This is a genomic window from Paenibacillus sp. FSL K6-1558, from assembly GCF_038002565.1.
Lineage (GTDB): Bacteria > Bacillota > Bacilli > Paenibacillales > Paenibacillaceae > Paenibacillus > Paenibacillus polysaccharolyticus.
The window spans coordinates 2,096,680-2,116,350 of the sequence record NZ_JBBOCV010000001.1 but is presented as its reverse complement, the minus strand read 5'-3'; the positions used below and the strand labels follow the sequence as shown (position 1 = coordinate 2,116,350).

Here is a 19,671-nt window from a genome sequence, read left to right as displayed (position 1 = left end):
AGGACACCCATTTACATCCGAGCCGTTGTTCATTACACTTGATAAGTAACGCTTATAAATAGGGTATATGTAATATCAATTCAGATTATCAGGAGGACGTTATTATGCATCAATCAGCACACATTCAGGAAGCACGCGATTACATATTAAACCGGATCAACTCCAAGCCAGTGGTAGGTATGATTCTGGGTTCAGGACTGGGAGCACTTGCGGACGAGATTGAGAATGCAACAGTGATTCCTTATACAGAGATTCCATATTTTGCTCAATCCGAAGCCATTGGACACGCTAATGAATTGGTGATTGGAGAATTAATGGGGAAGACCGTTGTAGCCATGAAAGGCCGTCTTCACTACTATGAAGGTTTTACCTTAGATGAAGTAACATTCCCGGTTCGCATTATGAAGGCACTTGGCGTTGAACAACTGATCGTCACCAACGCTTGTGGTGCGGTCAACACCGGTTTCGAACCAGGCCAGCTCATGCTGATTACGGATCATATTAATCTGGTTGGCAACAATCCCCTGATTGGACCAAACAATGCTGATCTGGGCGTGCGCTTCCCGGATGTGTCTCAAGTATACAACCGTGAATTGCGTAGTGTCGCTCTACAGGTTGCTGAAGAGCAAAATGTAAGCCTGCAACAAGGGGTATACGCGTGGTGGAGTGGTCCAGCTTATGAAACACCTGCTGAGATTCGCATGATTCGCACGATGGGTGCGGACGCTGTAGGAATGTCTACTGTACCAGAAGCGATTGTTGCCATTCATGGCGGCATGAAGGTATTAGGAATCTCCTGTCTGACAAACATGGCATGTGGTATTCTGGATCAACCTCTCAGCCATGATGAAGTGATTGAGGTCGCAGCCAAAGTGAAAACAACGTTCATTGGCTTGGTTAAAGGTATTTTGCAAAAAATGTAACATCGCATCGCGCTATACTAGTAGAATCCATTCGCAGGCATTGTCTCATCAGAAACTTCTGGTGGGGCAATGTTTTTTTTGCAGAGAGGAGGCTGATGCAAGAATATATTCCTGCATCAGCTTGTGTGACTTATAACTTATAAGTTTTTAAAATGCCTGAAATGCGGTCCAGATGGCAAGAAGCATGCACAGGACGCCTCCTATTTTGCACATAACATAATAAAAATCACTTGGCTCGGGATTATTCACCCATACCCATTGGAAAGAAATCCAGAAGAGAGCCCGCTGAAATGATTCGTAATAAAACGTGCACCATCCGTAGATGAATACCGCAATGGCGAGGAATAGAAAAGCAGACATACCTGGTTTCTCGTGGTACTCTGGGAAGGCGGCCGTTACGAGCATAACCGGTGTATATTGTTCCTCGCCCTCTGCAATGATGCGTTCCCCGTTTAGAACGTCACTTTGCGGAGGAGCCATATGACCTTTTTCATCATAACTCAATAAAGTGCCGTGTTGTTGCTCGACTTCATATTTGTGCCCCTGCGGGTAAAATACATTATATGTTGCAATAGGTGTGGAAGCGGTTTGGGTAACCATATAATTCTGCTCGTCAATCGTAACGATACGTTTGTGCTGTTCGACTTGTACCTGAATGGGGACTGCATCTTGGCTTAGATAGGTGATCCTTGTGCCATGCTCATGGTCTGAAACATATTTATGTTCATGGATATAGAATACAGGCTGTGTAAAATAAGATTTCGAACTGATCCCGACAATGATGGATAAAACAGCAAGACAAGCTAGCATAATGAGGGTAGGCCCATGTTTTTTAAATAGAGAATTCACAGATGAATATCCAATCCTTTCCTGTAAACGAATGTTCTTTTTAATACGCAATGTTTGGTGAAGGGTTGCGTTTGTTCTGTTGGGGAGTAGGCATTTCGTATACAATGGAATAAGCATCTAAAAGGACTGACAGGAGGCGAAGGGATGATTAAGGGATTGACCAAGGCAGGACTTGGCAAGCTGGAATCCGATGAACAATATATCACGTATGCAGCCAGGTATGGTTTTGGGGCAGTTGATTTGAATCCGCTCTCATTCTTACAGACGTATGGCATAGGACAAGCCCAGCATCTGCTGGAAAGCAATCAGGTTAGCATTGGCTCAGCGGATTTTCCAGTAGAATGGCGCTCAGACGATGAACAATTCCGAGAGGGGCTGCCGAATCTCGTCGCGATGGCCGAAGCAGCTGCCGCACTGAACGTAGACAAGTGCTGTACCTACATTCTACCCTCTACCGATCAGCCTGCTGCGCTATTTATGGCTGTAGCGACCAAACGACTAAGACTTTGTGCTGATATTCTGGATGCTTATGGTATCCGGCTCGGACTGGAGTTTGTAGGATGTCATCACTTGCGTACGCAATGGAAGAATCCGTTTCTTTGGCGTGTAGGGGATACGTTGGACTGGATCGATACGATACATGCACCCAATGTGGGTCTGCTCGTCGATTCGTATCACTGGCACACGAATGGGATGGAGATGAATGAGCTACTGAAGCTAAAGCAGGAGCAGGTGGTTCATGTACACATCAATGATGCTTATGACCTGCCTATTGAGGAATTGAAGGACGGAGAACGGCTTTATCCGGGAGAAGGTATCATTAATCTAACAGGTTTTCTGAAAAATCTGCAGGCCATCGGTTATAACGATGTTGTGGCTCAGGAAGTGCTTGCACCTGCATCCGAACTGGATGTGGAGACACGGTTTGCCAAGTCAAAGGCAGGCTTTGATCGGGTGTTTGCTTCCCTTTAAAAAAATACGCTAACCTTTGACCCATGCAATTCGTATGGGTTATTTGTGTTGCAATCACGAGGCGAGCCGAATTGTAATGAAAATTTTACAATATGAATGTGTTTATATGAAAACATTGACAACACGTTAACAATTCCAAGATTTCCCGTTTACAAATCCCTCCTATAATTACAAACGTGATAGGTCATTTTTACTATGAACGTGGATAGTTTGGGGGGATGAGGCGAACTAGCTCTCATATAGACGATACATGCAAACATACCAAGCAGGGCACAGCAATATCAGGCAAGATTATATGGAGAAAAGAAGGGTGACAAAAGCCAATGTCAATGAAGAAGACGTTAGTAGTGTCCATGGTAGCCACAGTATTAACAACCTCTGTGGCTCACGCAGTATCGGCTGCTCCTGCAACAAAATCTGTAGCTAGTACGAGTGCAGCTCAGGTGAAAAACTCCACGTTTACCATAAACGGTAACAGTATCATTGTACGTTCCATTGTGAAAAATGGAGAAACACTTGTAGCCGTTCGTGATGTGATCCAAGCGATCGGTGCACAAGCTGAAATTGCAAACGGAGCGACGGTGATTCAATTGAATGGTCACACGGTTAGCTTGCAGAACAAGTCCAAGCAGCTTGTCGTGGACGGGGCTAAGGTGAATCTGAATCAGCCGGTTACGATCATTGGAGGAGTAAGCTACGTTGCACTTCGTCCGCTCGTGGCAGGCGTAGGCGGTACCGTTGGTTTGAAGAACGGTCAGCTTGAAGTCAGCACGATTGCTCTGATTGAAGGTACAGAGAACCCGCGTTTTGCCGGAGCAAATGAGCTAATTGTCTCCAAAAATGACGATGAGGGCAGAAGTGATTATCTCATCAATACGGCTACTGGAAAATATGAGCTGTTGTTAACGACTGAAGGTGGTTCAGACCTCGTTGTATCCCCAAGCGGCAATCAGGCAGCCTATACGAATGCAGAAGGAGCCGTATACGTTATTGACTTGAAAACGAAGGCTTCCAAGCTCATTACGAATGATACAAGCATCAAACCGGAACTGGTCTGGTCTGCGGACGAGAGTTCGATCTATTTCCTGCAAGGAGATAAAGGATCGGTGATCGCGAACTTGAATCTGGCGGACGGTACCATCAAGAAACTGGTGGAAGATAAAGTCGATTACAAAGAAAACTTGAATGTGTCACTGAGCGGCAAACGATTCGTCTATACCGTGACTACTCTGGGCAAAGTAACCGCAGATTCGACGAATGTAGATGCAGACAATGTGGATATTGATTTCTCGGCGAATCAACAGCAATTATTTTCGTATAACAACGGTGATGACAAACCATCGGCAGTGAAGTTAACCACTTCAACGGATGATAAAGTATTTATTTATTCTGCAGATGGTCAGAAAGCTTACTACGTAAGTGTACCTTCTGAGGATGGTAATGCTTCACTGATGTCTGTAGATGCATCCCAGAAACCAGTCACCGTGTACAACGAGCATGATGTAGAACAAGCAGTTTTGTCAGGCGGTACCTTATACGTACTTGCTGCGCAGGATGACAAGAACAGCGTGATTCTTTCCATCGATACGGTAACCGGACAACAATCCAAGTTGTACACCGTGTCCTCTGATGTATCTTCTATCGTTGTGAAGGGTTCACAGATTGCTGTCGTTGAGAACGGACGAGTGCTGGTGCAAGCAGATGGAAGCTGGAAAGCTGTAACGAAGTAAAACTAAAATGTACTGAAAACTAAAATAGAACGTTAAATTCGAGAGGAGCTTTTTACAATGAAAAAATGGATTAAACCTTTCACAGCCATGCTGATGGCTGTATCCCTGGTTGGTGGACTTGGTGGTGCAATGACAGCATCGGCTGCCAAAAGCACAGAGAAAGGCAAAATTGTCATCAATGGATCTTCTGCACTCCTTCCATTGACGCTTCAAGCTGCAAGTGAATTCAAGAAAGACAATCCAAAAGTTAAAATCTCGGCATCTGCTGCGGGTTCCGTGACAGGGCCACAATCCGTTCGTAAAGGCATTGCAGATATCGGTGCGGTAGACTGGGATGCATCCAAGGATGTTCCTGGCTTCAAAAAGTTCGACGGACAGGTTGCTCATCCGGTAGCTGTAACCGTGTTTACAGCGGTAGTAAATACAAACGTGGGTGTAACGAGTCTGACTACGAAACAATTGCAAGACATCTTCTCCGGCAAAGTAACCAACTGGAAAGAAGTTGGCGGTTCAGACGGTAAAATCGTTGTGGTTAACCGTAAGTTCGGATCAGGTACACGTGTTAACTTCCAACAAAAAGCACTCGATGGTAAAGACTTCATGAGCAAAGGTGACAACTACAAAGAAGTAGGTTCAAGCGGTGACATGAAAACGACGATCGAAACGACACCTAACGCGATTGGTTATATCGACCTGCCTTACGTAACAAGCAAAATGAAAGCTGTATCCATCAATGGCGTAGCTCCAACAGAGAAAAACGTGCTGAACAAAACATACAAAGTATGGGGTATCGGATACTACATGACGAAAGGTCAACCAACGGGTGCAACGAAGGCATTCATCGAATACATCCAAAGCAACAAATTCCAGAACGGTTCCCTGAAAAAGCTGAAATTCATTCCGCTCGCAGCCGTTAAGTAAAACGTTCAGTCTGATCTGAATCAGACTTCAACATCCTGCACCTGCATTTCATAAGAAAGGGATAGCCAGCTTCCGCGCGTGGTCGCCAAGCTGGCTTCTCTATGTGAAAGGAAGAGTCCTCTATGATGGAAATGAATCCACCGGCGAACAGCCCGGCTCCGAATGAGCTGGGTTCAAGCCTTGGCAAAGCGCCCGAGAAGAGACGACGTTTTGACCGTAAAGCCCGGCTCCGGTGGTCTAACCGCATGTTTCGCATCCTCTGCATTAGCAGTGCGGCCTTTGTCTGCCTCGTTCTGTTCTGTATTCTGGTGCTTATGCTTCGTACAGGTGTCCTCACTTTTGCAGACGTCTCGCTGAAGGAGTTCTTTTTCTCCACGAACTGGGACCCGGAAAATGAGCACTACGGTGCGTTGACCTTTATTCTGGGTACGTTTGCTCTCACTGGACTTACGATGCTGATGGCGATTCCTCTATCCGTAATCATTGCTGTATTTTTGGCGGAAATGACACCAAAATGGCTTCGTCGCCTGTTGCGTCCGGTGCTGGATCTGCTGGTGGGTATCCCGTCCGTCGTATACGGTTATCTTGGTTTGACGGTATTGATCCCATGGCTTAGAGACTTGAGTGGACGTGATCTGGCAGATGGTCTGCTTGCGGCGTCTATCGTGCTCACCATTATGGTGCTACCGACAATTAGCCGAATTAGTGATGATGCCATCTCCGCTGTTCCGAACAAATACCGGGATGCGGCGTATGCACTCGGTACGAATCGGTTTCAAACGATTACCCGGGTTGTGCTTCCTGCGGCAAGAGGCGGCATTATGTATGCAGTTATTCTGGGCATGACACGTGCCATTGGTGAGACGATGGCAGTGGTTATGGTTATTGGTAACACGGCGCAGCTGCCGACCAGTCTGTTTACGCCAACTGCCGTGCTGACCAGTAACATTGTGATGCAAATCTCCAGTGTGGAATTCGATTCGATCTGGAATCATGGCTTGTATATGATGGGCTTTATTTTGCTGGCGATTTCCATCCTGATGATTGTTGCCGTGAGAATGCTGCAGAAGAGAGGGGGACGCCACCTGTGAGTATGAAAAGAGAGGTTAATCTGGCTACTGCGTATTCCTTTGGCAAACGGCGATCGTCCTCGGCATGGATGGATCGGCTGTTTACGGGGACGGTGTGGGGCGTAGGTATTATCGTCATTTTATTTATTGTGGGATTGTTGTTCCTGTTGTTGCAAAAAGGATTGCCGATGCTCAGCTGGGATTTCCTGTACGGTGTACCGAGTGAGATTGAAGAAGGCGGAGGCATTGGCCCTGCGCTGTTCAACTCTTTCTATGTGCTGATTCTGTCCCTTCTCATCTCGATTCCGATCGGGCTTGCAGCAGGTATTTACCTTGCAGAATTTGCACCAAACAACAAATTGATCGAGGTTGTGCGTATATGCGTGGAAGGGCTGTCGTCCGTGCCATCGATTATTTTTGGTTTGTTTGGGATTGCACTGTTTGTCGAATATTTCGAGATCGGTCTGACAATTCTTGGAGCTGCGGTCAGCCTTGCCTTCCTGAACTTGCCTGTATTGACACGGGTAACAGAGGAAGCTGTTCGTGCTGTACCAACCGAGCTTCGTAACGGTTCGTTTGCACTGGGTGCAACGCATCTGCAGACGATTCGGCAAGTGGTTCTTCCTGTTGCGCTGAACGGAATCATGACAGGCATCTGTCTGACCGCAGGCCGTGCTTTTGGCGAAAGTGCCGTTATTATTCTGACCGCGGGTGTATCCACGTCCGGCGAGATGTGGGATTTCAATCTGTTGTCGCCAGGCGGTACGCTTGCGGTGCATCTGTGGTATATCCAGTCCGAAGCTATTGTGCCCGATGCGGAGCAGATTGCCCAGAAATCCACAGCCGTACTGATCTTTGTCGTGCTGCTGATCAATATTTTATTCCGTGTGCCACTGTGGTTTAATTCTCGTAAAAATCAAATGTAACGTAGAGCCAAAGTATGTGCGGCATACCTTGGCCTACAGCATTCGCTGCAAAATAGTATATTCCAATTCATCGCCAGGAGGGCACATGGTGCAATCGATTATTGAAACGAATAAGCTGAACTTATTTTACGGTACCTTTCAGGCGCTGAAAGAAGTATCTATTGAAATTCCCGAACGCGCCATTACGGCATTTATCGGTCCATCCGGCTGCGGCAAATCTACTTTGCTACGCACCCTGAATCGTATGAATGACCGGATACCTGGCACACGAATTGAGGGAACGGTGGCTGTTGGTGGAACGGATATTTACAGTGGTGATGTGCATGTAGAGACACTGCGCAAGAAGATCGGTATGGTCTTCCAGTCACCGAATCCTTTTCCGAAATCCATCTATGACAACATTGCATTCGGACCAAGACAGCATGGGATTCATGGCAAAAAAAAGCTCGATGAGATCGTTGAACGCAGTCTGCGTTCCGCTGCTCTCTGGGATGAAGTCAAGGACAACCTGAAGCGCTCAGCGCTTAGTTTGTCAGGTGGACAACAGCAACGCCTGTGCATCGCTCGTGCTCTGGCCGTGGAACCGGATATTCTACTCATGGATGAAGCGACGGCTTCCCTTGATCCCGTCTCCACCTTCAAGATTGAGGAACTGACACATGAGCTGAAGGAGCGTTACACCATCGTGATGGTCACCCACAACATGCAGCAAGCCGCGCGTGTCTCCCAGCAGACCGTGTTTTTCCTGAACGGCGAAGTTATAGAGTATTCGCCTACGAAGAGCATGTTCTCCGAACCTGTCGATGTGCGCACACAGGATTATATCAGCGGCCGATTTGGTTGAGATGGTGCTGCTTAAGCAGTAGACGAGAGCCTTTCAGAAATGGTCTGAAAGGCTCTTTTGTGATTTACATTTTCCAGGGGAGACGAGGGTACTTGTAACGAAAAACGGTGTTGTTCTCATGTTTAACATAAATCCATGGAGGTGGGACGGGGGTGCCAAACGCTTTGTATAAAGTTGTTCCGTCATCACTTGTTGAATATGGTTCTATGCTGTCCAGAAAGTCTTCCGCGTGCAAGTTTCCTTGATAAGACAAGGTCTGCCCCTGCGTGCTGATATGAGGTGCACCTGAGATGAATCTGTAGGTTGTATTGATCAAGCCCACCTTCTGGGAAGATAACATTACGAGTTCACTTAGAAGTAGTACGCTGATGAAAAGCATAAGAATTGCACTCGTAATCCAGCGTTTTTTCTTCATTTGCAGACCTCCAGGATGTTTATGATAGAATAAATAATTAAGGATGATGAAACGGTAGAGGACGGAATGAAACATGAATAAAACAGAACGACAGCTCGCCATTACCCTGGAACTACAACGAACAAAACTGATCAGGGCGGAGGATCTGGCCGCTCAGTTTGAGACAAGTGTTCGTACAATATATCGTGACATTCAAGCATTAAGCGAGGCTGGAGTGCCCATTGCAGGTGCACCGGGTCATGGGTACTCTCTGATGGATGGATACTTTCTTCCCCCGGTTAGTTTTACTGCGGAGGAAGCCGTGTCGCTGCTCATGGGAGCGAAGTTTATCGAACAGAGATGGGATACCGCGTATGGTATTCAGGCTAAGTCTGCACAGCGTAAGATTGAAGCGATTCTACCAGAAGCTGTTCGCAAACAGTCCACACGTGTACAGGAAACGATGCGTGTGCTTCATCCGATGGGACCTGATACAACCGGGATGGTGAGAAGTTACCTTAACGATATACGTAATGCCATTCTGGAGCAACGCAAAATCAGCTTGATGTATCTGAAAAAAATGCCGGGCTCGGACGGGAAACGCTCGAATCAGCGTGTCGTGTCGCCATATGGGCTTACCTTGGTGCGGGAAAATTGGGTGTTGATCGGAAGGTGTGATCTGCGGCAAGATATTCGTCATTTTCGTTTGTCCCGCATGTCGGAGCTTTCTGTTCTGGAAGAGAAATTTCGTCTGCCGCCAGATTTTGATCTGAATCGGTATCAGCCGCCGGATGATCGTAGCGAACATGTGCTTGTTCAAGCAAAATCAGAAGTTGCTGACAAAATGATGGAGACCCTTCATTTTTATATTGACCGTGTGGAGGAGCACGAGGACGGTATTCATTTCCACTTTCGTGTCCGCTATCCTGAGGAAATTATGCATCATCTACTTGGTTTGGGCGGAGATATCCAAGTGATGGAGCCGGAGTCCCTGCGTGTACGTATGCGGGAGATGGCGAAAAATATCTTGAAGCACTACTGACATACCCTTGTCAGTAGTGTTTTTTTATACTGGAATTAATCAAGATGAAGAGGAGTTGTTTGTAGGATGAAGAGCACAAATGAAATATTACAATCTTTCGAGACTACAGTAGAGAGGTATGTAGCAGAATTAAATCTTTTGAATATGGATGAGTTACTACAAAAAGAGAATGAAGAGGAATGGTCGATCGGGCAGATGTACATGCATTTGATTCAATCGGCGCTGTTCATGCAATTGCGTAACATTGACCATTGTTTGGCCAAGAATGAGAACACAGTAGATTTTGATGCTGAAAAAACAGAACTGGGCAGTCAGGTATTCGAGGCAGAACAATTCCCTCCTGTTCGGGTTAAAGTACCAGCTTCTCCGCAATATACACCATTGCAACCCGAAAGTAAGGAACAAATTGCCCAGGGACTGCAGCAGGTTGTGGATCGGATGCGAGCTACAGCAACTCTTCTTGCTTTAGAAGAAGCGGACACAGGCTCCAAAGTGCTTCACCCCCGTCTTGGAGCGTTAAATGCTCATGAGTGGTTCCACTTGATCGAGATGCACTACAAACATCATTTTTTACAGCTGGATCGGTTGAAAATGAATCTGGTAATGTAAATCGAATAGTCAATTATATAAGTCTAACCATCTATGTACACTTTAACGGAGAAGGCTTTATACATTTGCAATTTTTCTAAACAGTATGAAAAGAAATGGCTCATAAATTGTTTTATGAGCTCTTTTTGTGCGCTATAGATCAAGCTAGATTGAATCCAAATCACAATAAAGAGCTCAATGGCAGGATGTGACATCTAAAGAAGGGGATAGTTAAGCGTTGTCGAATGAAGTAGTAATACTTCAAAGGAGTTGTCAGTTTATGCAGTATGATCGGGATATATTAACGGTTGATGATGTTTTTGACTATGAGTCTCATGAGGTAAGAAGTGTGTTACGGTCTGTTAGATATAGTATAAGGGTAGGAGACCCTTTTTTTATTATTACTCCTTACAATGATGAGATGTATGTTGTAGAAGAGATCGAGGAACATTATGACAGTTGGACTGTTATTTATAATGGAGGAAGAAGAGTAGCAGAGAAAGATGTATTTCCCCTATTCACCGTGGGTTCATTAATAAACATGTTATCTTATGATAATGAGTTTGATTTACGGACTGCTGGGGCTAAGTGGATTGTAATTATTGATCATTGCCATGAGTATGCTTCAGAGGAAAGTGAGCTTCTTGTTACATTTTTATGGTATGTGCTTGTTGATTTAAGTGTACGAGGACTAATTAGTCGTGATTAAGCAGACGAGAGGAAGATACCTGTGGTAGTCCCAAATACCAATCCCAAAGTAGATGAATATTTAAGCAAAATCAAAACGTGGAAAGAAGAATCCGTGAAGTTAAGGGAGATTATTCAGGAGTTCGACCTGACCGAAGATTACAAATGGATGCATCCATGCTACACGTTGAACGGGAAGAATGTGGTGCTGATTCATGGCTTTAAGGAGTACTGTGCGATCCTCTTTATTAAAGGAGCTTTGCTCAAGGACACCCATGGCCTCTTGGTTCAACAAACGGAAAATGTGCAAGCGGGTCGTCAGATTCGTTTTACTAATTTGCAGCAGATTGTAGAGCAGGAAGACATGCTGAAATCGTATATTCAGGAGGCAATTGAAGTCGAGCAAGCCGGATTGCAAGTAGAGAAAAAGAAAACAGAGGAATATGCGGTTCCTGACGAACTCCAGCACCAATTCGATGCCAATCCTGCCTTCAAGGAGGCATTCGAAGCACTAACCCCTGGTCGTCAGCGGGCGTATCTGTATCACTTTTCACAGCCAAAACAATCCAAGACCAAGACAGCTCGCATTGAAAAATGTATGCAGCCTATTATGGAGAGAAAAGGGTTGAATGACTGATGCTCCAAGCGCTAACGATCTCCACGGAGCTTATTTGGCAGATTTCTCGCGTGATAAAATTCTAACGATCCTCAGGAACGCTATTTAAGCCAAGCTAGGTTTCAAGTCTTGAAAAAGGCCGAATCTCGTCAAACTAACCTCCGTACGGATCGTTAGAATTCACAACTGCTCGAAAAGGGGCAAATAGCGTCTTCTGTGATCGTTAGAATTTTTGAAACAATAAAAGGCTATCTCCTGTCGTCTGCATGACGTATAGGAATAGCCTTTTTTGTTTTGTTAGTACTTTTGATAGAAACACATGATTATTTTACACGATTCTACAAACTACACCTTGTTAAGGATAATCATATCCCCCGCCTGTGATATTACATCTCCGAAGGCGCTTAATACCCAGTGAAAGGCCCTTGACAGTTCCATACTTCTCAATGGCTTGAATCATATACATGGAACAACTGGGCTCATAACGACATTTGTCCCGCAACTCTAAAGGAGCGAATCGTTGATAGATATGGATAATCCAGACTAGAATGGCTCTGGCTCGAATCAGAACGATGAAGAACATGCTTGCTGCAAAAACCAATGGGACACTCATTGAAGCATACGCTGGAATGAACGGCTTGGAGCTATAAAAAAAGATTAACGATACCAGCAAAGAAATACATAATGATAGGGTAACCTTGCCAATAACATTTAACCAATTCACTTCCGGGATCACATGAGTTCTAACATAAAAATGGCTTCGAGGGTCATTATTCTCTTGATGTCTATGTAAGAGTTTTATTAGTTCTTCTTCGGATGGCATCGTATTGTAAATAGGTTCCTCGGATGCTGAGCTTTTCATGAATCTTGCACGCTTATTATACTTCTCTGTAGAATATTAGCATGTAATGGTGTGTTGTTACGGGTTGTTGGAGACAACCGGGTTTTTCGGTAACCGCAAGGGACTCCATGGATTGGTAGATCCATCCTGACTCTGCTTTGTGATTAATAATATCCGCAAATAAATTGACAGCGGCTTGGGTATCCCCTCGATTCACTTGAACATTTTTGGGGCCTGGTACTACAGTGTACTCTCTCATCTGAATTCATCCTTTTCTAATGTGAAATATAACAATGGGCATTCCATTATTTTACTATGAATACAGGTGAACTGTCGATTAGAACTTATCCATCCTGTCATAGCAGTCTGTTGATAAAAGGAGATATTCTCATATGATTCGAACCTACAAATATTACGCCATTCTTAACTTTGCAGACGACGGAATTAACGTCTCGTTCCCTGATCTGCCAGGTTGCCTTACCTACGGTCATACCCTCGAAGAAGCATTGATCATGGCAAAAGATGCGCTAGAACTATATCTGGATGGAGAAACCGTGGAAAAACCGTGGAAAAACCGTGGAAAAACCGTGGAAAAACCGTGGAAAAACCGTGGAAAAACCGTGGAAAAACTCCCGCCTCCTCAGACCATGCCTCAGTTATCAAACCCTAATGATAAAGCATATTTAATTGAAGTAAATATTCATTACTAAAGACATGGACTGTACAGGACGCAAGGGAAGAGCTTGATTTTCACCCATTCTACTCTAACTCTGACTTAATTCTTCTTACTAAGTAACGCTGGCCTTACCACACGGTATTTGGCTGATTAAATAATAACTTAGCAACTCTAGTAGTTGTGTTGTAATTAATTTTTGTTAGTATCATCAGAAAGTTTTTTTTTGTTCTCATTTAAAGTTCTTTTTAGATCCAAAACCTCATTTTGTAAATGATCAATTTTTGATTTTAAACCTGAATTATTAAGAACAGAGCTAACAACAAAATAGATGATTAGATAGTTGGCGGCCATTATCATTAGAAAAATAATGAGCTCAGGTACTCCTCGTACAACTAGTGGCATATCATTTTCCTTTCTTCAAAATATTATTTTAAATTCCCTCTTTATATGGATAATTGTAACATAATACAATTTTTTATATATAAGTCTTCGATATCATTGAACCGGTGCAAAACTAAACTTCAGTAATATATTAAGCGGATTTTAAGAATGAAAAGAACTAAGAAGCAATTCATCGTTAGAAGATTTATGTTATTGCTAGTTCAATGAGAGTATATGTTTTGCAGTTAAAGAAGAAAATCTACTCCATTGTTGGCTCACCACACGGCATTAAGAACCTCATCTACCTCTTTGATGCGTGTGACGGATGGATTCTGAATCAGATTACCTTTGACCATAACCAGCGACATGTTGGATAAAGCTTCGATCTGTTCTAGCGGATTTTGATCCAGGACAATCAAGTCGGCCTGTTTGCCGATATCCAACGTACCCGTCACTTTGTCGATCCCGAGAATTTTGGCATTGTTACGGGTGACCATGTCAATGACCTCTTTATTGGTCAGTTTGGTCTGTCTCATATAATGATCCATCTCTCTCCACATATCGTAGTGGGTCACGTAGGACATGGCTGCATCGTTTCCGATTCCAAAAGTGATGCCGTTGTCGATGGCCTGTTTCACCCCTTTGAGCATGGAGTCGTAGACCAGTCTGGCGTTTTCTTTGACCGTCGGACTTAACTTGGTCACACTTGGATCGAGCGAAGCGGATGGATAAGCGGCTTGCAGGGTAGGGATCACTGCGGTGTAACCATGAAGAGCCTTGGGGTTATTTTTATACAACTGAATAATCTCGTCATCCATCTCAGCCCCATGCTCAATCGTATCCACGCCCCCTTGAAGCGCAACGCGCACACCTTCCGTGCTCTCCACATGAGCGGCAACCTTCATTCCAATCTTATGTGCTTCATCGCAGACCGCCGCGACCTCGTCCACCGTCATCTGCAGTCGTCCAGCTTCCCCAACCATCTTGGCATCCGTTACGCCGCCCGTCACACAGATTTTGATCCAGTCCACACCGTTCTTCACATTAATTCGTGTATTTTTGCGCATTTCCCAAGGTGAGTCACCCTCCAGCGCCAAGTAAGGAGCACCATGTCCACCTGTCACACTCAGGAAAAATCCTGACACCAGCAGATTCGGACCGACCCACTCCCCACGGTTAATCTCATCCCGCATCTGCACATCGGTATAAAAGAATTCGCCCACACTGCGCATGGTTGTTACCCCCGAATGGAGTGCGGTAAGTGCGTTACGTTTCATGCGTTTCTTCAAAATATTTCGACCGAATCGGGTATTCAAAATCCGATGATAGGCAAAATTCAGCAATCCTTCACTGACGGAGAGGGTGAGCGGTTTACCATCGGCGAATAGATGCACATGTGCGTTGATCAGCCCTGGCATCACATATTTCCCGGTAAGGTCGATTGTTGTATAGTGACTGGGGATATGCAGTTCCTGATCTGGGGCGATGTTTTCAATACTTCCCTGTTCGTTGACGAGAATCGTCATGTTGGGCTGCAGATGGCGGCTGGAGTCGCCATGGATCAGGTTGACATTTTTTAAAGCATAAGCGGTGTTCATGGTGTGTTCCTCCTTGGGTGTGGGTGGTGTTACATGATGTTACTTGTTGAATCAGTCGAGTGATACGGTTCTGTGTTATTTGGTTTCTCTGTGCAAAGTATTCTGGTGTTCTAAAAGTGAATTAATAATTCATTTTTGGGTTAAAAAAATAGATTGGCTTGCCTATGCTTAATTTTTGCGTGCAAATCAGGGGAAAGTACAACTGATCTGCACGCTTGGCGACGAGTAGTGATCTATGGTAAAAGTGGACTTTTACTTTGTAGCGTTCAAGCACTATTCCTTATTCATTCAAGCTTTTCATGCCGTAAAGTCGGTATATATACAACGCTTCAAAAATCTGCTTGCGGCTGTCCTCGCTCATGTCTCGTTTCAATAAATCCAGATTCATGTCAATGACGTTATGTGCCAGAATGTTCAGCAGAATCAGGTTCTCCTCGGTGCCGATCTCATAGTGTTTGTATTGATTTTTGAGATAGGCTTTCTTCGTTTCAATCATCAGCTCAACCAGCTCGTTCTTGGCGTTGGTGTAGATGGTGCCTTTGTTCTTTTCAAAAATAATGATGATCTGATTCCGATACTTCCGCAGAACATCTACCTGTTCCTGCAGTAGGACAGATCGCTGCTCGCTGTTCGTTTCCTCAAATGCGTTCTGGTTATCAAAATGAATCGTCTCCACCAGTACCTTTTTCAGATATTCCACCAAATTCGGCGGAACAACGGCGTAGAATAGTTCCTTCTTATTCCTGAAATAGGTATAGATATTGCCAACCGATATATTGATCTCATTCGCAATATCGTTCATCTTGGCATCCGCATAACCCTTCTCAAAAAAGACCTTAAGCGCCGCGTATTCAATCTCTTTCCTGACTTCGTCTTTCTTGGCCTGCACCATCGGGAACGACTCCTTAATAGTGAATGGATGATTCGTTATTAGGATAGACCTTTTTGGAGAGGGTGTCAAATGGGGAGAGTAAGTATAGAAAAAATACTTCAAAAAAGTAATTTTAATAATAAAATGGGTATATAGGAGGGGTTTTAGGTATAATTGGCGAATGTTGTGAGTGAGTTGTTTTGAAAATAGGACTATTTTATCAAATTCCTACAGAGGCACTGTGGAGGTAAATAAATTGCTTAACGAATTTAATCCTTATGTAGACGATAACTTTTTGGACTTGTTCTATCATGAAATTAAAAATTTTGATTTAGATGGTTTGAATACGAAGGTGAATCTCCATACTTTAAAAATTGAGAATAATGCATTTGTTTATTCAGAATTGGTGGACAAATTGTTTGATTGTGTAGTGACATATTGTTTGTCTAGAAAGGAATTAGAAGTATATAAAAATAATAGAGGGGTATATGTTAAAGCAATTCAAAAATTGAGAAAGTGGGAACATAACGATGGAGAGCTAGGTGAGGTTTTACTCTACTGTTTCTTAGAGTCTCATTTACGCGCACCAAAAATTTTCACGAAAATGGAGCTGAAAACATCTCCTAATGACTATGTAAAAGGATCTGATGGAGTTCATATTTTACAGATAGATCATAATAACTATCAATTGATATTTGGCGAATCTAAACTTGAAAAATCCCTACAAAGAGCACTGTATGACGCATTTGGTTCCATAAATGATTTTATGAATAGAGGTACAAATAATATTCATGATGAAATAAAATTACTAAATACACATTTGGAAAGAGAGAGTATTTCACCAAATTTATATGAAATTTTAAAAAAGATCATATTCCCAAGTGCTAGAGAAGAAGAAATATTTAAGGATAACGCATTTGGTATCTTTGTGGGATTTGAGGTTTCTATTGATGAAGAGTCCCGAAAATTAAGTAATTCAGAGTTTAGAAAGTTGATACGATCAAAAATAAAAGCTGAGGTAGAAAGTCAATATAGTTATATACAAAAGAAAATTAAGGAGTATAACTTACATGGGATATCATTTTATGTTTATGCGTTCCCATTTGTCGAAATAAGCGATACTAGAAAGAGAATTATAAAAAACTTAATGGAGGCCAACAATGATTTTTGATGATCTCTCTAAAGATGTATTATTAGATGATTATTTTAATCAGTTATATAAAATATTATTGAAAAATATCGTATCGACAGAATTATTAATTGATGACCCTTCTCCTATAGATGAAAAGCAATTAGTTCACTTATTAAGGTTTAGTGACATACTATCAAACTCTACTTCTAATAGTAATAGGAATATTGCTTATAGGATAGTTGCATCTTTAAGTCCAGCTTATAAAGATAACCCTATCTTTAAAACATATTCGACCGCAATATTGAGCAAATTAGGTAATTTCCCAGCTATTAAAAATTTGCAACATATTGTAGAACTTCCTTTTGTAAGGGAGATAGAAAAAGTTGTGAAAAAAGAGATACAGAGGATTCCAGGTGCTGAGGATCAATATTTTACTGATTCACAATATGAGTTGTTTGAACGATTAAAGGACTCGAACTTTTATAGTTTTTCTGGGCCTACATCAATGGGCAAATCGTTTATATTCAAGACCTTCATACGTGAAAAAATAATTGGAGGAGATCTAGGGAATTTTGTGGTAGTGGTACCTACTAGAGCATTAATAAATCAATTTTCGTTTGAAATTAAAGGTGAGTTAAAAAACTTGTTAGAAGATTTTGATTACAAAGTTATAACTAACTCTACTGTTAATGATAATAATCAAGAAGAACTTTCAAAACGATACATTTTTGTAATGACACCAGAAAGACTACTAAGCTACATATCTAATAAAGAAAACCCCGTTATAAATTACTTGTTTGTAGATGAAGCACATAAGTTAGCTGCTGAAAAAGACTACAGAAGTATTACAATGTATCTATCAATAGAGAAAAGCTTAAAGAAATATAAAGAGTTGAAAGTTTACTTTGCTTCGCCAAATGTCTCCAATCCAGAGGTGTTTTTGGAATTATTTCAAAAATCTAGTAGAAAAACTTTTAGCACAATAGAATCTCCTGTTACGCAGAATCTTTTCTTTGTAGATCTGCTACTAGGGAGAGTTAGTTACTATAATGATGGTACAAAATACAATTTCGATGATATTTCTGTTGATAAGTATTCAACATCAAACGAAATCATTTACTTTATTGGTAAATCAACATCAAATGTTATTTATTGTAATTCAGTTGAAAATACAATTAATAAAGCAAAAGCTTTCGTCGATTATTTGAAAAAAAGCACCATAGATTCACAGAAAAATAGGAATGCTCAATTGGATAATTTGATTTTGGAAATCAGAAAGATGATTCATAGCGATTATTATCTAGCTGAGTGTTTAGAATTTGGAGTAGCATTTCATTTTGGAAATTTGCCACAAGTTATCAGAAATAAAGTGGAGAAACTCTTTAAGGAAGGTAAGATAAAGTATTTATTCTGTACTTCCACATTGTTAGAAGGGGTGAATTTGCCAGCTAAGAATATATTTATTTTAAATAATAAAAAACATAAATCAATAATGTCGAAAATTGATTTTTGGAACTTAGCTGGTAGAGCTGGAAGGTTAAATTACGAGTTGTTTGGTAACGTATTCTGTATTAGGGAAGAAAATAAAGATTGGAAAAATTTAAAGGTTTTAGATGGTACATCAACTACCAACTTGCAAGTGAATGTTACTCATCAATTAGATAAGAATCAAAAGAATATAGAGCAACTATTGTCAGAAAAACAAATTGACTCTCCAGAAGCAGAAAAAGAAGTGCTTAAATATATAGCCAACATTATAAGCATTGATTCATTGGAACAAAATGATGAATATAAAAGTCCGGTTATTAACAAATTGTATAAAGATGGGAAAATGGATGTGCTTTCTAAAGCCCAAGAGAGTATAAAGGATCTAACGGTGCCCTTCGAAGTGTTAAACAATAATCAATCGATTATGGTTAGGCAACAAAATAATGTCTACGAATTTATAGTTAGATCTCAATCATATGAAGAAAAAATTCAACTTCCAAGTGAAATTAATTACAACAACTGTATTGCTGCCTTAGAACTGTTACATGATAAATACAACTGGGGAATAAACGAAAGTAAAAACGATATAGCTAACAAAAATTCATTGAAATATTATGCCCTTCTAGTTAACCAATGGATTAATGGACAAAGTTTAAGTGAGATGATTAATTCAGCATTGCATTTTTATGAAACGAATAACAGAAATTTAATGTTTTATGAGAACAATACTCCAGTATTTGAGCCATACAATAAAAGTAAGCGACATATTAATAAAATAATTAATAACCTGATATCGGATATTGAAAATGTTGTGAGATATAAGTTGGAGAAATACTTCAATAACTATCATGCTCTTTTGGTAGCAGTGCTTGGTGAAACTAAAGCAGGTACAAACTGGAATATTTTTCTTGAATATGGGACTAGAGATACGGTTGCAATCTATTTGCAAAATATGGGGTTTTCTCGTCATGTTTCTTCAATTCTGCTTAAAAATTATAAAGATGCATTTGATATTAAGGATGGCAAATTGATCTCAATAGATAGAAAGAAGCTAACCAACCAATTAGTAAGTGGATCTCCAGAATACGACGAAGTGATGATGTTACTCTAACCGTAAATGTA

The 19,671-nt window shown here is 42.0% G+C and carries 21 protein-coding genes; 14 read left to right on the top strand and 7 right to left on the bottom strand.

Features of this window, described 5'->3' with window-relative positions; translation table 11 throughout:
- The first annotated feature begins 104 nt into the window (after nucleotides 1–104).
- Nucleotides 105–923: a purine-nucleoside phosphorylase gene (locus MHI38_RS09035; RefSeq protein ID WP_090915340.1), complete on the top strand. Its 819-nt coding sequence runs from the start codon at nucleotides 105–107 to the stop codon at nucleotides 921–923.
- A gap of 147 nt (nucleotides 924–1,070) precedes the next feature.
- Here MHI38_RS09035 and MHI38_RS09030 read toward each other — a convergent pair whose 3' ends face one another.
- Nucleotides 1,071–1,772, bottom strand: a complete 702-nt coding sequence (locus tag MHI38_RS09030; protein WP_341181200.1) for a DUF6199 family natural product biosynthesis protein — start codon at nucleotides 1,770–1,772, stop codon at nucleotides 1,071–1,073.
- Nucleotides 1,773–1,916: 144 nt separating this feature from the next.
- Here MHI38_RS09030 and MHI38_RS09025 point away from each other — a divergent pair, with 144 nt between their 5' ends.
- From MHI38_RS09025 to pstB, 6 genes are all read left to right on the top strand, one after another.
- Nucleotides 1,917–2,744, top strand: coding sequence for a TIM barrel protein (locus MHI38_RS09025; protein WP_154887677.1), 828 nt, complete (start codon nucleotides 1,917–1,919; stop codon nucleotides 2,742–2,744).
- A 329-nt stretch (nucleotides 2,745–3,073) separates the two neighbouring features.
- Entirely contained in the window at nucleotides 3,074–4,474 is a 1,401-nt protein-coding gene (locus tag MHI38_RS09020; protein WP_261769217.1) for a stalk domain-containing protein, read from the top strand.
- Nucleotides 4,475–4,531: 57 nt separating this feature from the next.
- Nucleotides 4,532–5,395: a phosphate ABC transporter substrate-binding protein gene (locus tag MHI38_RS09015; RefSeq protein WP_090915333.1), complete on the top strand. Its 864-nt coding sequence runs from the start codon at nucleotides 4,532–4,534 to the stop codon at nucleotides 5,393–5,395.
- 122 nt (nucleotides 5,396–5,517) lie between these two features.
- Nucleotides 5,518–6,486 carry a phosphate ABC transporter permease subunit PstC gene (gene pstC / locus MHI38_RS09010; protein ID WP_154887679.1) on the top strand — a complete coding sequence of 323 codons (969 nt, stop codon included), beginning with the start codon at nucleotides 5,518–5,520 and terminating at the stop codon, nucleotides 6,484–6,486.
- A gap of 2 nt (nucleotides 6,487–6,488) precedes the next feature.
- Nucleotides 6,489–7,391, top strand: coding sequence for a phosphate ABC transporter permease PstA (gene pstA, locus MHI38_RS09005; protein ID WP_445667230.1), 903 nt, complete (start codon nucleotides 6,489–6,491; stop codon nucleotides 7,389–7,391).
- An 88-nt stretch (nucleotides 7,392–7,479) separates the two neighbouring features.
- On the top strand, nucleotides 7,480–8,235 hold the full coding sequence (gene pstB / locus MHI38_RS09000) for a phosphate ABC transporter ATP-binding protein PstB (RefSeq protein WP_341181198.1): 756 nt from the start codon (nucleotides 7,480–7,482) through the stop codon (nucleotides 8,233–8,235).
- Nucleotides 8,236–8,299: 64 nt separating this feature from the next.
- Here the strand turns inward: pstB and MHI38_RS08995 are convergent, their stop codons facing one another.
- A complete protein-coding gene (locus MHI38_RS08995; protein WP_341181197.1) occupies nucleotides 8,300–8,650 on the bottom strand; it encodes a hypothetical protein in 351 nt (116 codons plus the stop codon).
- A 73-nt stretch (nucleotides 8,651–8,723) separates the two neighbouring features.
- Between MHI38_RS08995 and MHI38_RS08990 the strand changes: the two genes are divergently transcribed.
- The 4 genes from MHI38_RS08990 (at nucleotide 8,724) to MHI38_RS08975 (ending at nucleotide 11,583) form a co-directional block, all read left to right on the top strand.
- Nucleotides 8,724–9,671 (top strand): helix-turn-helix transcriptional regulator, encoded by a 948-nt coding sequence (locus tag MHI38_RS08990; protein WP_341181196.1) that lies wholly within the window; start codon nucleotides 8,724–8,726, stop codon nucleotides 9,669–9,671.
- Between the two features lie 66 nt (nucleotides 9,672–9,737).
- Nucleotides 9,738–10,280 carry a DinB family protein gene (locus tag MHI38_RS08985; RefSeq protein WP_341181195.1) on the top strand — a complete coding sequence of 181 codons (543 nt, stop codon included), beginning with the start codon at nucleotides 9,738–9,740 and terminating at the stop codon, nucleotides 10,278–10,280.
- 259 nt (nucleotides 10,281–10,539) lie between these two features.
- Nucleotides 10,540–10,968 (top strand): hypothetical protein, encoded by a 429-nt coding sequence (locus tag MHI38_RS08980; protein ID WP_154887691.1) that lies wholly within the window; start codon nucleotides 10,540–10,542, stop codon nucleotides 10,966–10,968.
- Between the two features lie 21 nt (nucleotides 10,969–10,989).
- Complete coding sequence (locus tag MHI38_RS08975; RefSeq protein ID WP_341181194.1) at nucleotides 10,990–11,583, top strand: YdeI/OmpD-associated family protein; 594 nt, start codon at nucleotides 10,990–10,992, stop codon at nucleotides 11,581–11,583.
- 334 nt (nucleotides 11,584–11,917) lie between these two features.
- Here MHI38_RS08975 and yidD read toward each other — a convergent pair whose 3' ends face one another.
- Nucleotides 11,918–12,145, bottom strand: a complete 228-nt coding sequence (yidD, locus tag MHI38_RS28755) for a membrane protein insertion efficiency factor YidD (protein WP_154888570.1) — start codon at nucleotides 12,143–12,145, stop codon at nucleotides 11,918–11,920.
- A gap of 295 nt (nucleotides 12,146–12,440) precedes the next feature.
- Complete coding sequence (locus MHI38_RS08970; RefSeq protein ID WP_090915311.1) at nucleotides 12,441–12,662, bottom strand: hypothetical protein; 222 nt, start codon at nucleotides 12,660–12,662, stop codon at nucleotides 12,441–12,443.
- A 133-nt stretch (nucleotides 12,663–12,795) separates the two neighbouring features.
- On the opposite strand from MHI38_RS08970, the gene MHI38_RS08965 reads away from it, so the two are divergent.
- Nucleotides 12,796–13,113, top strand: a complete 318-nt coding sequence (locus MHI38_RS08965) for a type II toxin-antitoxin system HicB family antitoxin (RefSeq protein ID WP_341181193.1) — start codon at nucleotides 12,796–12,798, stop codon at nucleotides 13,111–13,113.
- 155 nt (nucleotides 13,114–13,268) lie between these two features.
- On the opposite strand, the gene MHI38_RS08960 is transcribed toward MHI38_RS08965, so the two are convergent.
- From MHI38_RS08960 to MHI38_RS08950, 3 genes are all read right to left on the bottom strand, one after another.
- Nucleotides 13,269–13,481, bottom strand: a complete 213-nt coding sequence (locus tag MHI38_RS08960; RefSeq protein ID WP_341181192.1) for a hypothetical protein — start codon at nucleotides 13,479–13,481, stop codon at nucleotides 13,269–13,271.
- 254 nt (nucleotides 13,482–13,735) lie between these two features.
- Nucleotides 13,736–15,058 carry an amidohydrolase family protein gene (locus tag MHI38_RS08955; RefSeq protein WP_154887697.1) on the bottom strand — a complete coding sequence of 441 codons (1,323 nt, stop codon included), beginning with the start codon at nucleotides 15,056–15,058 and terminating at the stop codon, nucleotides 13,736–13,738.
- A 280-nt stretch (nucleotides 15,059–15,338) separates the two neighbouring features.
- Nucleotides 15,339–15,950: a TetR family transcriptional regulator gene (locus tag MHI38_RS08950; RefSeq protein ID WP_154887699.1), complete on the bottom strand. Its 612-nt coding sequence runs from the start codon at nucleotides 15,948–15,950 to the stop codon at nucleotides 15,339–15,341.
- Nucleotides 15,951–16,185: 235 nt separating this feature from the next.
- Between MHI38_RS08950 and MHI38_RS08945 the strand changes: the two genes are divergently transcribed.
- Nucleotides 16,186–17,100, top strand: coding sequence for a Hachiman antiphage defense system protein HamA (locus MHI38_RS08945; RefSeq protein ID WP_154887701.1), 915 nt, complete (start codon nucleotides 16,186–16,188; stop codon nucleotides 17,098–17,100).
- Nucleotides 17,090–19,660 (top strand): DEAD/DEAH box helicase, encoded by a 2,571-nt coding sequence (locus MHI38_RS08940; protein WP_154887704.1) that lies wholly within the window; start codon nucleotides 17,090–17,092, stop codon nucleotides 19,658–19,660. Before MHI38_RS08945 ends, MHI38_RS08940 begins: the two co-directional genes overlap by 11 nt.
- The last annotated feature ends 11 nt before the right edge of the window (nucleotides 19,661–19,671 follow it).

What these genes read in the sequence shown, in the direction of transcription:
- MHI38_RS08965 (WP_341181193.1), top strand. Translation starts at nt 12,796, where the DNA reads ATGATTCGAACCTACAAATATTACGCCATTCTTAACTTTGCAGACGAC.
- MHI38_RS09020 (WP_261769217.1), top strand. Translation starts at nt 3,074, where the DNA reads ATGAAGAAGACGTTAGTAGTGTCCATGGTAGCCACAGTATTAACAACC.
- MHI38_RS08985 (WP_341181195.1), top strand. Translation starts at nt 9,738, where the DNA reads ATGAAGAGCACAAATGAAATATTACAATCTTTCGAGACTACAGTAGAG.
- MHI38_RS08995 (WP_341181197.1), bottom strand. Translation starts at nt 8,650, where the DNA reads ATGAAGAAAAAACGCTGGATTACGAGTGCAATTCTTATGCTTTTCATC.
- MHI38_RS08950 (WP_154887699.1), bottom strand. Translation starts at nt 15,950, where the DNA reads ATGGTGCAGGCCAAGAAAGACGAAGTCAGGAAAGAGATTGAATACGCG.
- MHI38_RS08990 (WP_341181196.1), top strand. Translation starts at nt 8,724, where the DNA reads ATGAATAAAACAGAACGACAGCTCGCCATTACCCTGGAACTACAACGA.
- pstC (WP_154887679.1), top strand. Translation starts at nt 5,518, where the DNA reads ATGATGGAAATGAATCCACCGGCGAACAGCCCGGCTCCGAATGAGCTG.
- MHI38_RS08940 (WP_154887704.1), top strand. Translation starts at nt 17,090, where the DNA reads ATGATTTTTGATGATCTCTCTAAAGATGTATTATTAGATGATTATTTT.
- MHI38_RS09025 (WP_154887677.1), top strand. Translation starts at nt 1,917, where the DNA reads ATGATTAAGGGATTGACCAAGGCAGGACTTGGCAAGCTGGAATCCGAT.
- MHI38_RS08960 (WP_341181192.1), bottom strand. Translation starts at nt 13,481, where the DNA reads ATGCCACTAGTTGTACGAGGAGTACCTGAGCTCATTATTTTTCTAATG.
- MHI38_RS09015 (WP_090915333.1), top strand. Translation starts at nt 4,532, where the DNA reads ATGAAAAAATGGATTAAACCTTTCACAGCCATGCTGATGGCTGTATCC.
- yidD (WP_154888570.1), bottom strand. Translation starts at nt 12,145, where the DNA reads ATGTTCTTCATCGTTCTGATTCGAGCCAGAGCCATTCTAGTCTGGATT.
- MHI38_RS08955 (WP_154887697.1), bottom strand. Translation starts at nt 15,058, where the DNA reads ATGAACACCGCTTATGCTTTAAAAAATGTCAACCTGATCCATGGCGAC.
- MHI38_RS08970 (WP_090915311.1), bottom strand. Translation starts at nt 12,662, where the DNA reads ATGAGAGAGTACACTGTAGTACCAGGCCCCAAAAATGTTCAAGTGAAT.
- pstA (WP_445667230.1), top strand. Translation starts at nt 6,489, where the DNA reads ATGAAAAGAGAGGTTAATCTGGCTACTGCGTATTCCTTTGGCAAACGG.
- MHI38_RS08980 (WP_154887691.1), top strand. Translation starts at nt 10,540, where the DNA reads ATGCAGTATGATCGGGATATATTAACGGTTGATGATGTTTTTGACTAT.
- MHI38_RS09035 (WP_090915340.1), top strand. Translation starts at nt 105, where the DNA reads ATGCATCAATCAGCACACATTCAGGAAGCACGCGATTACATATTAAAC.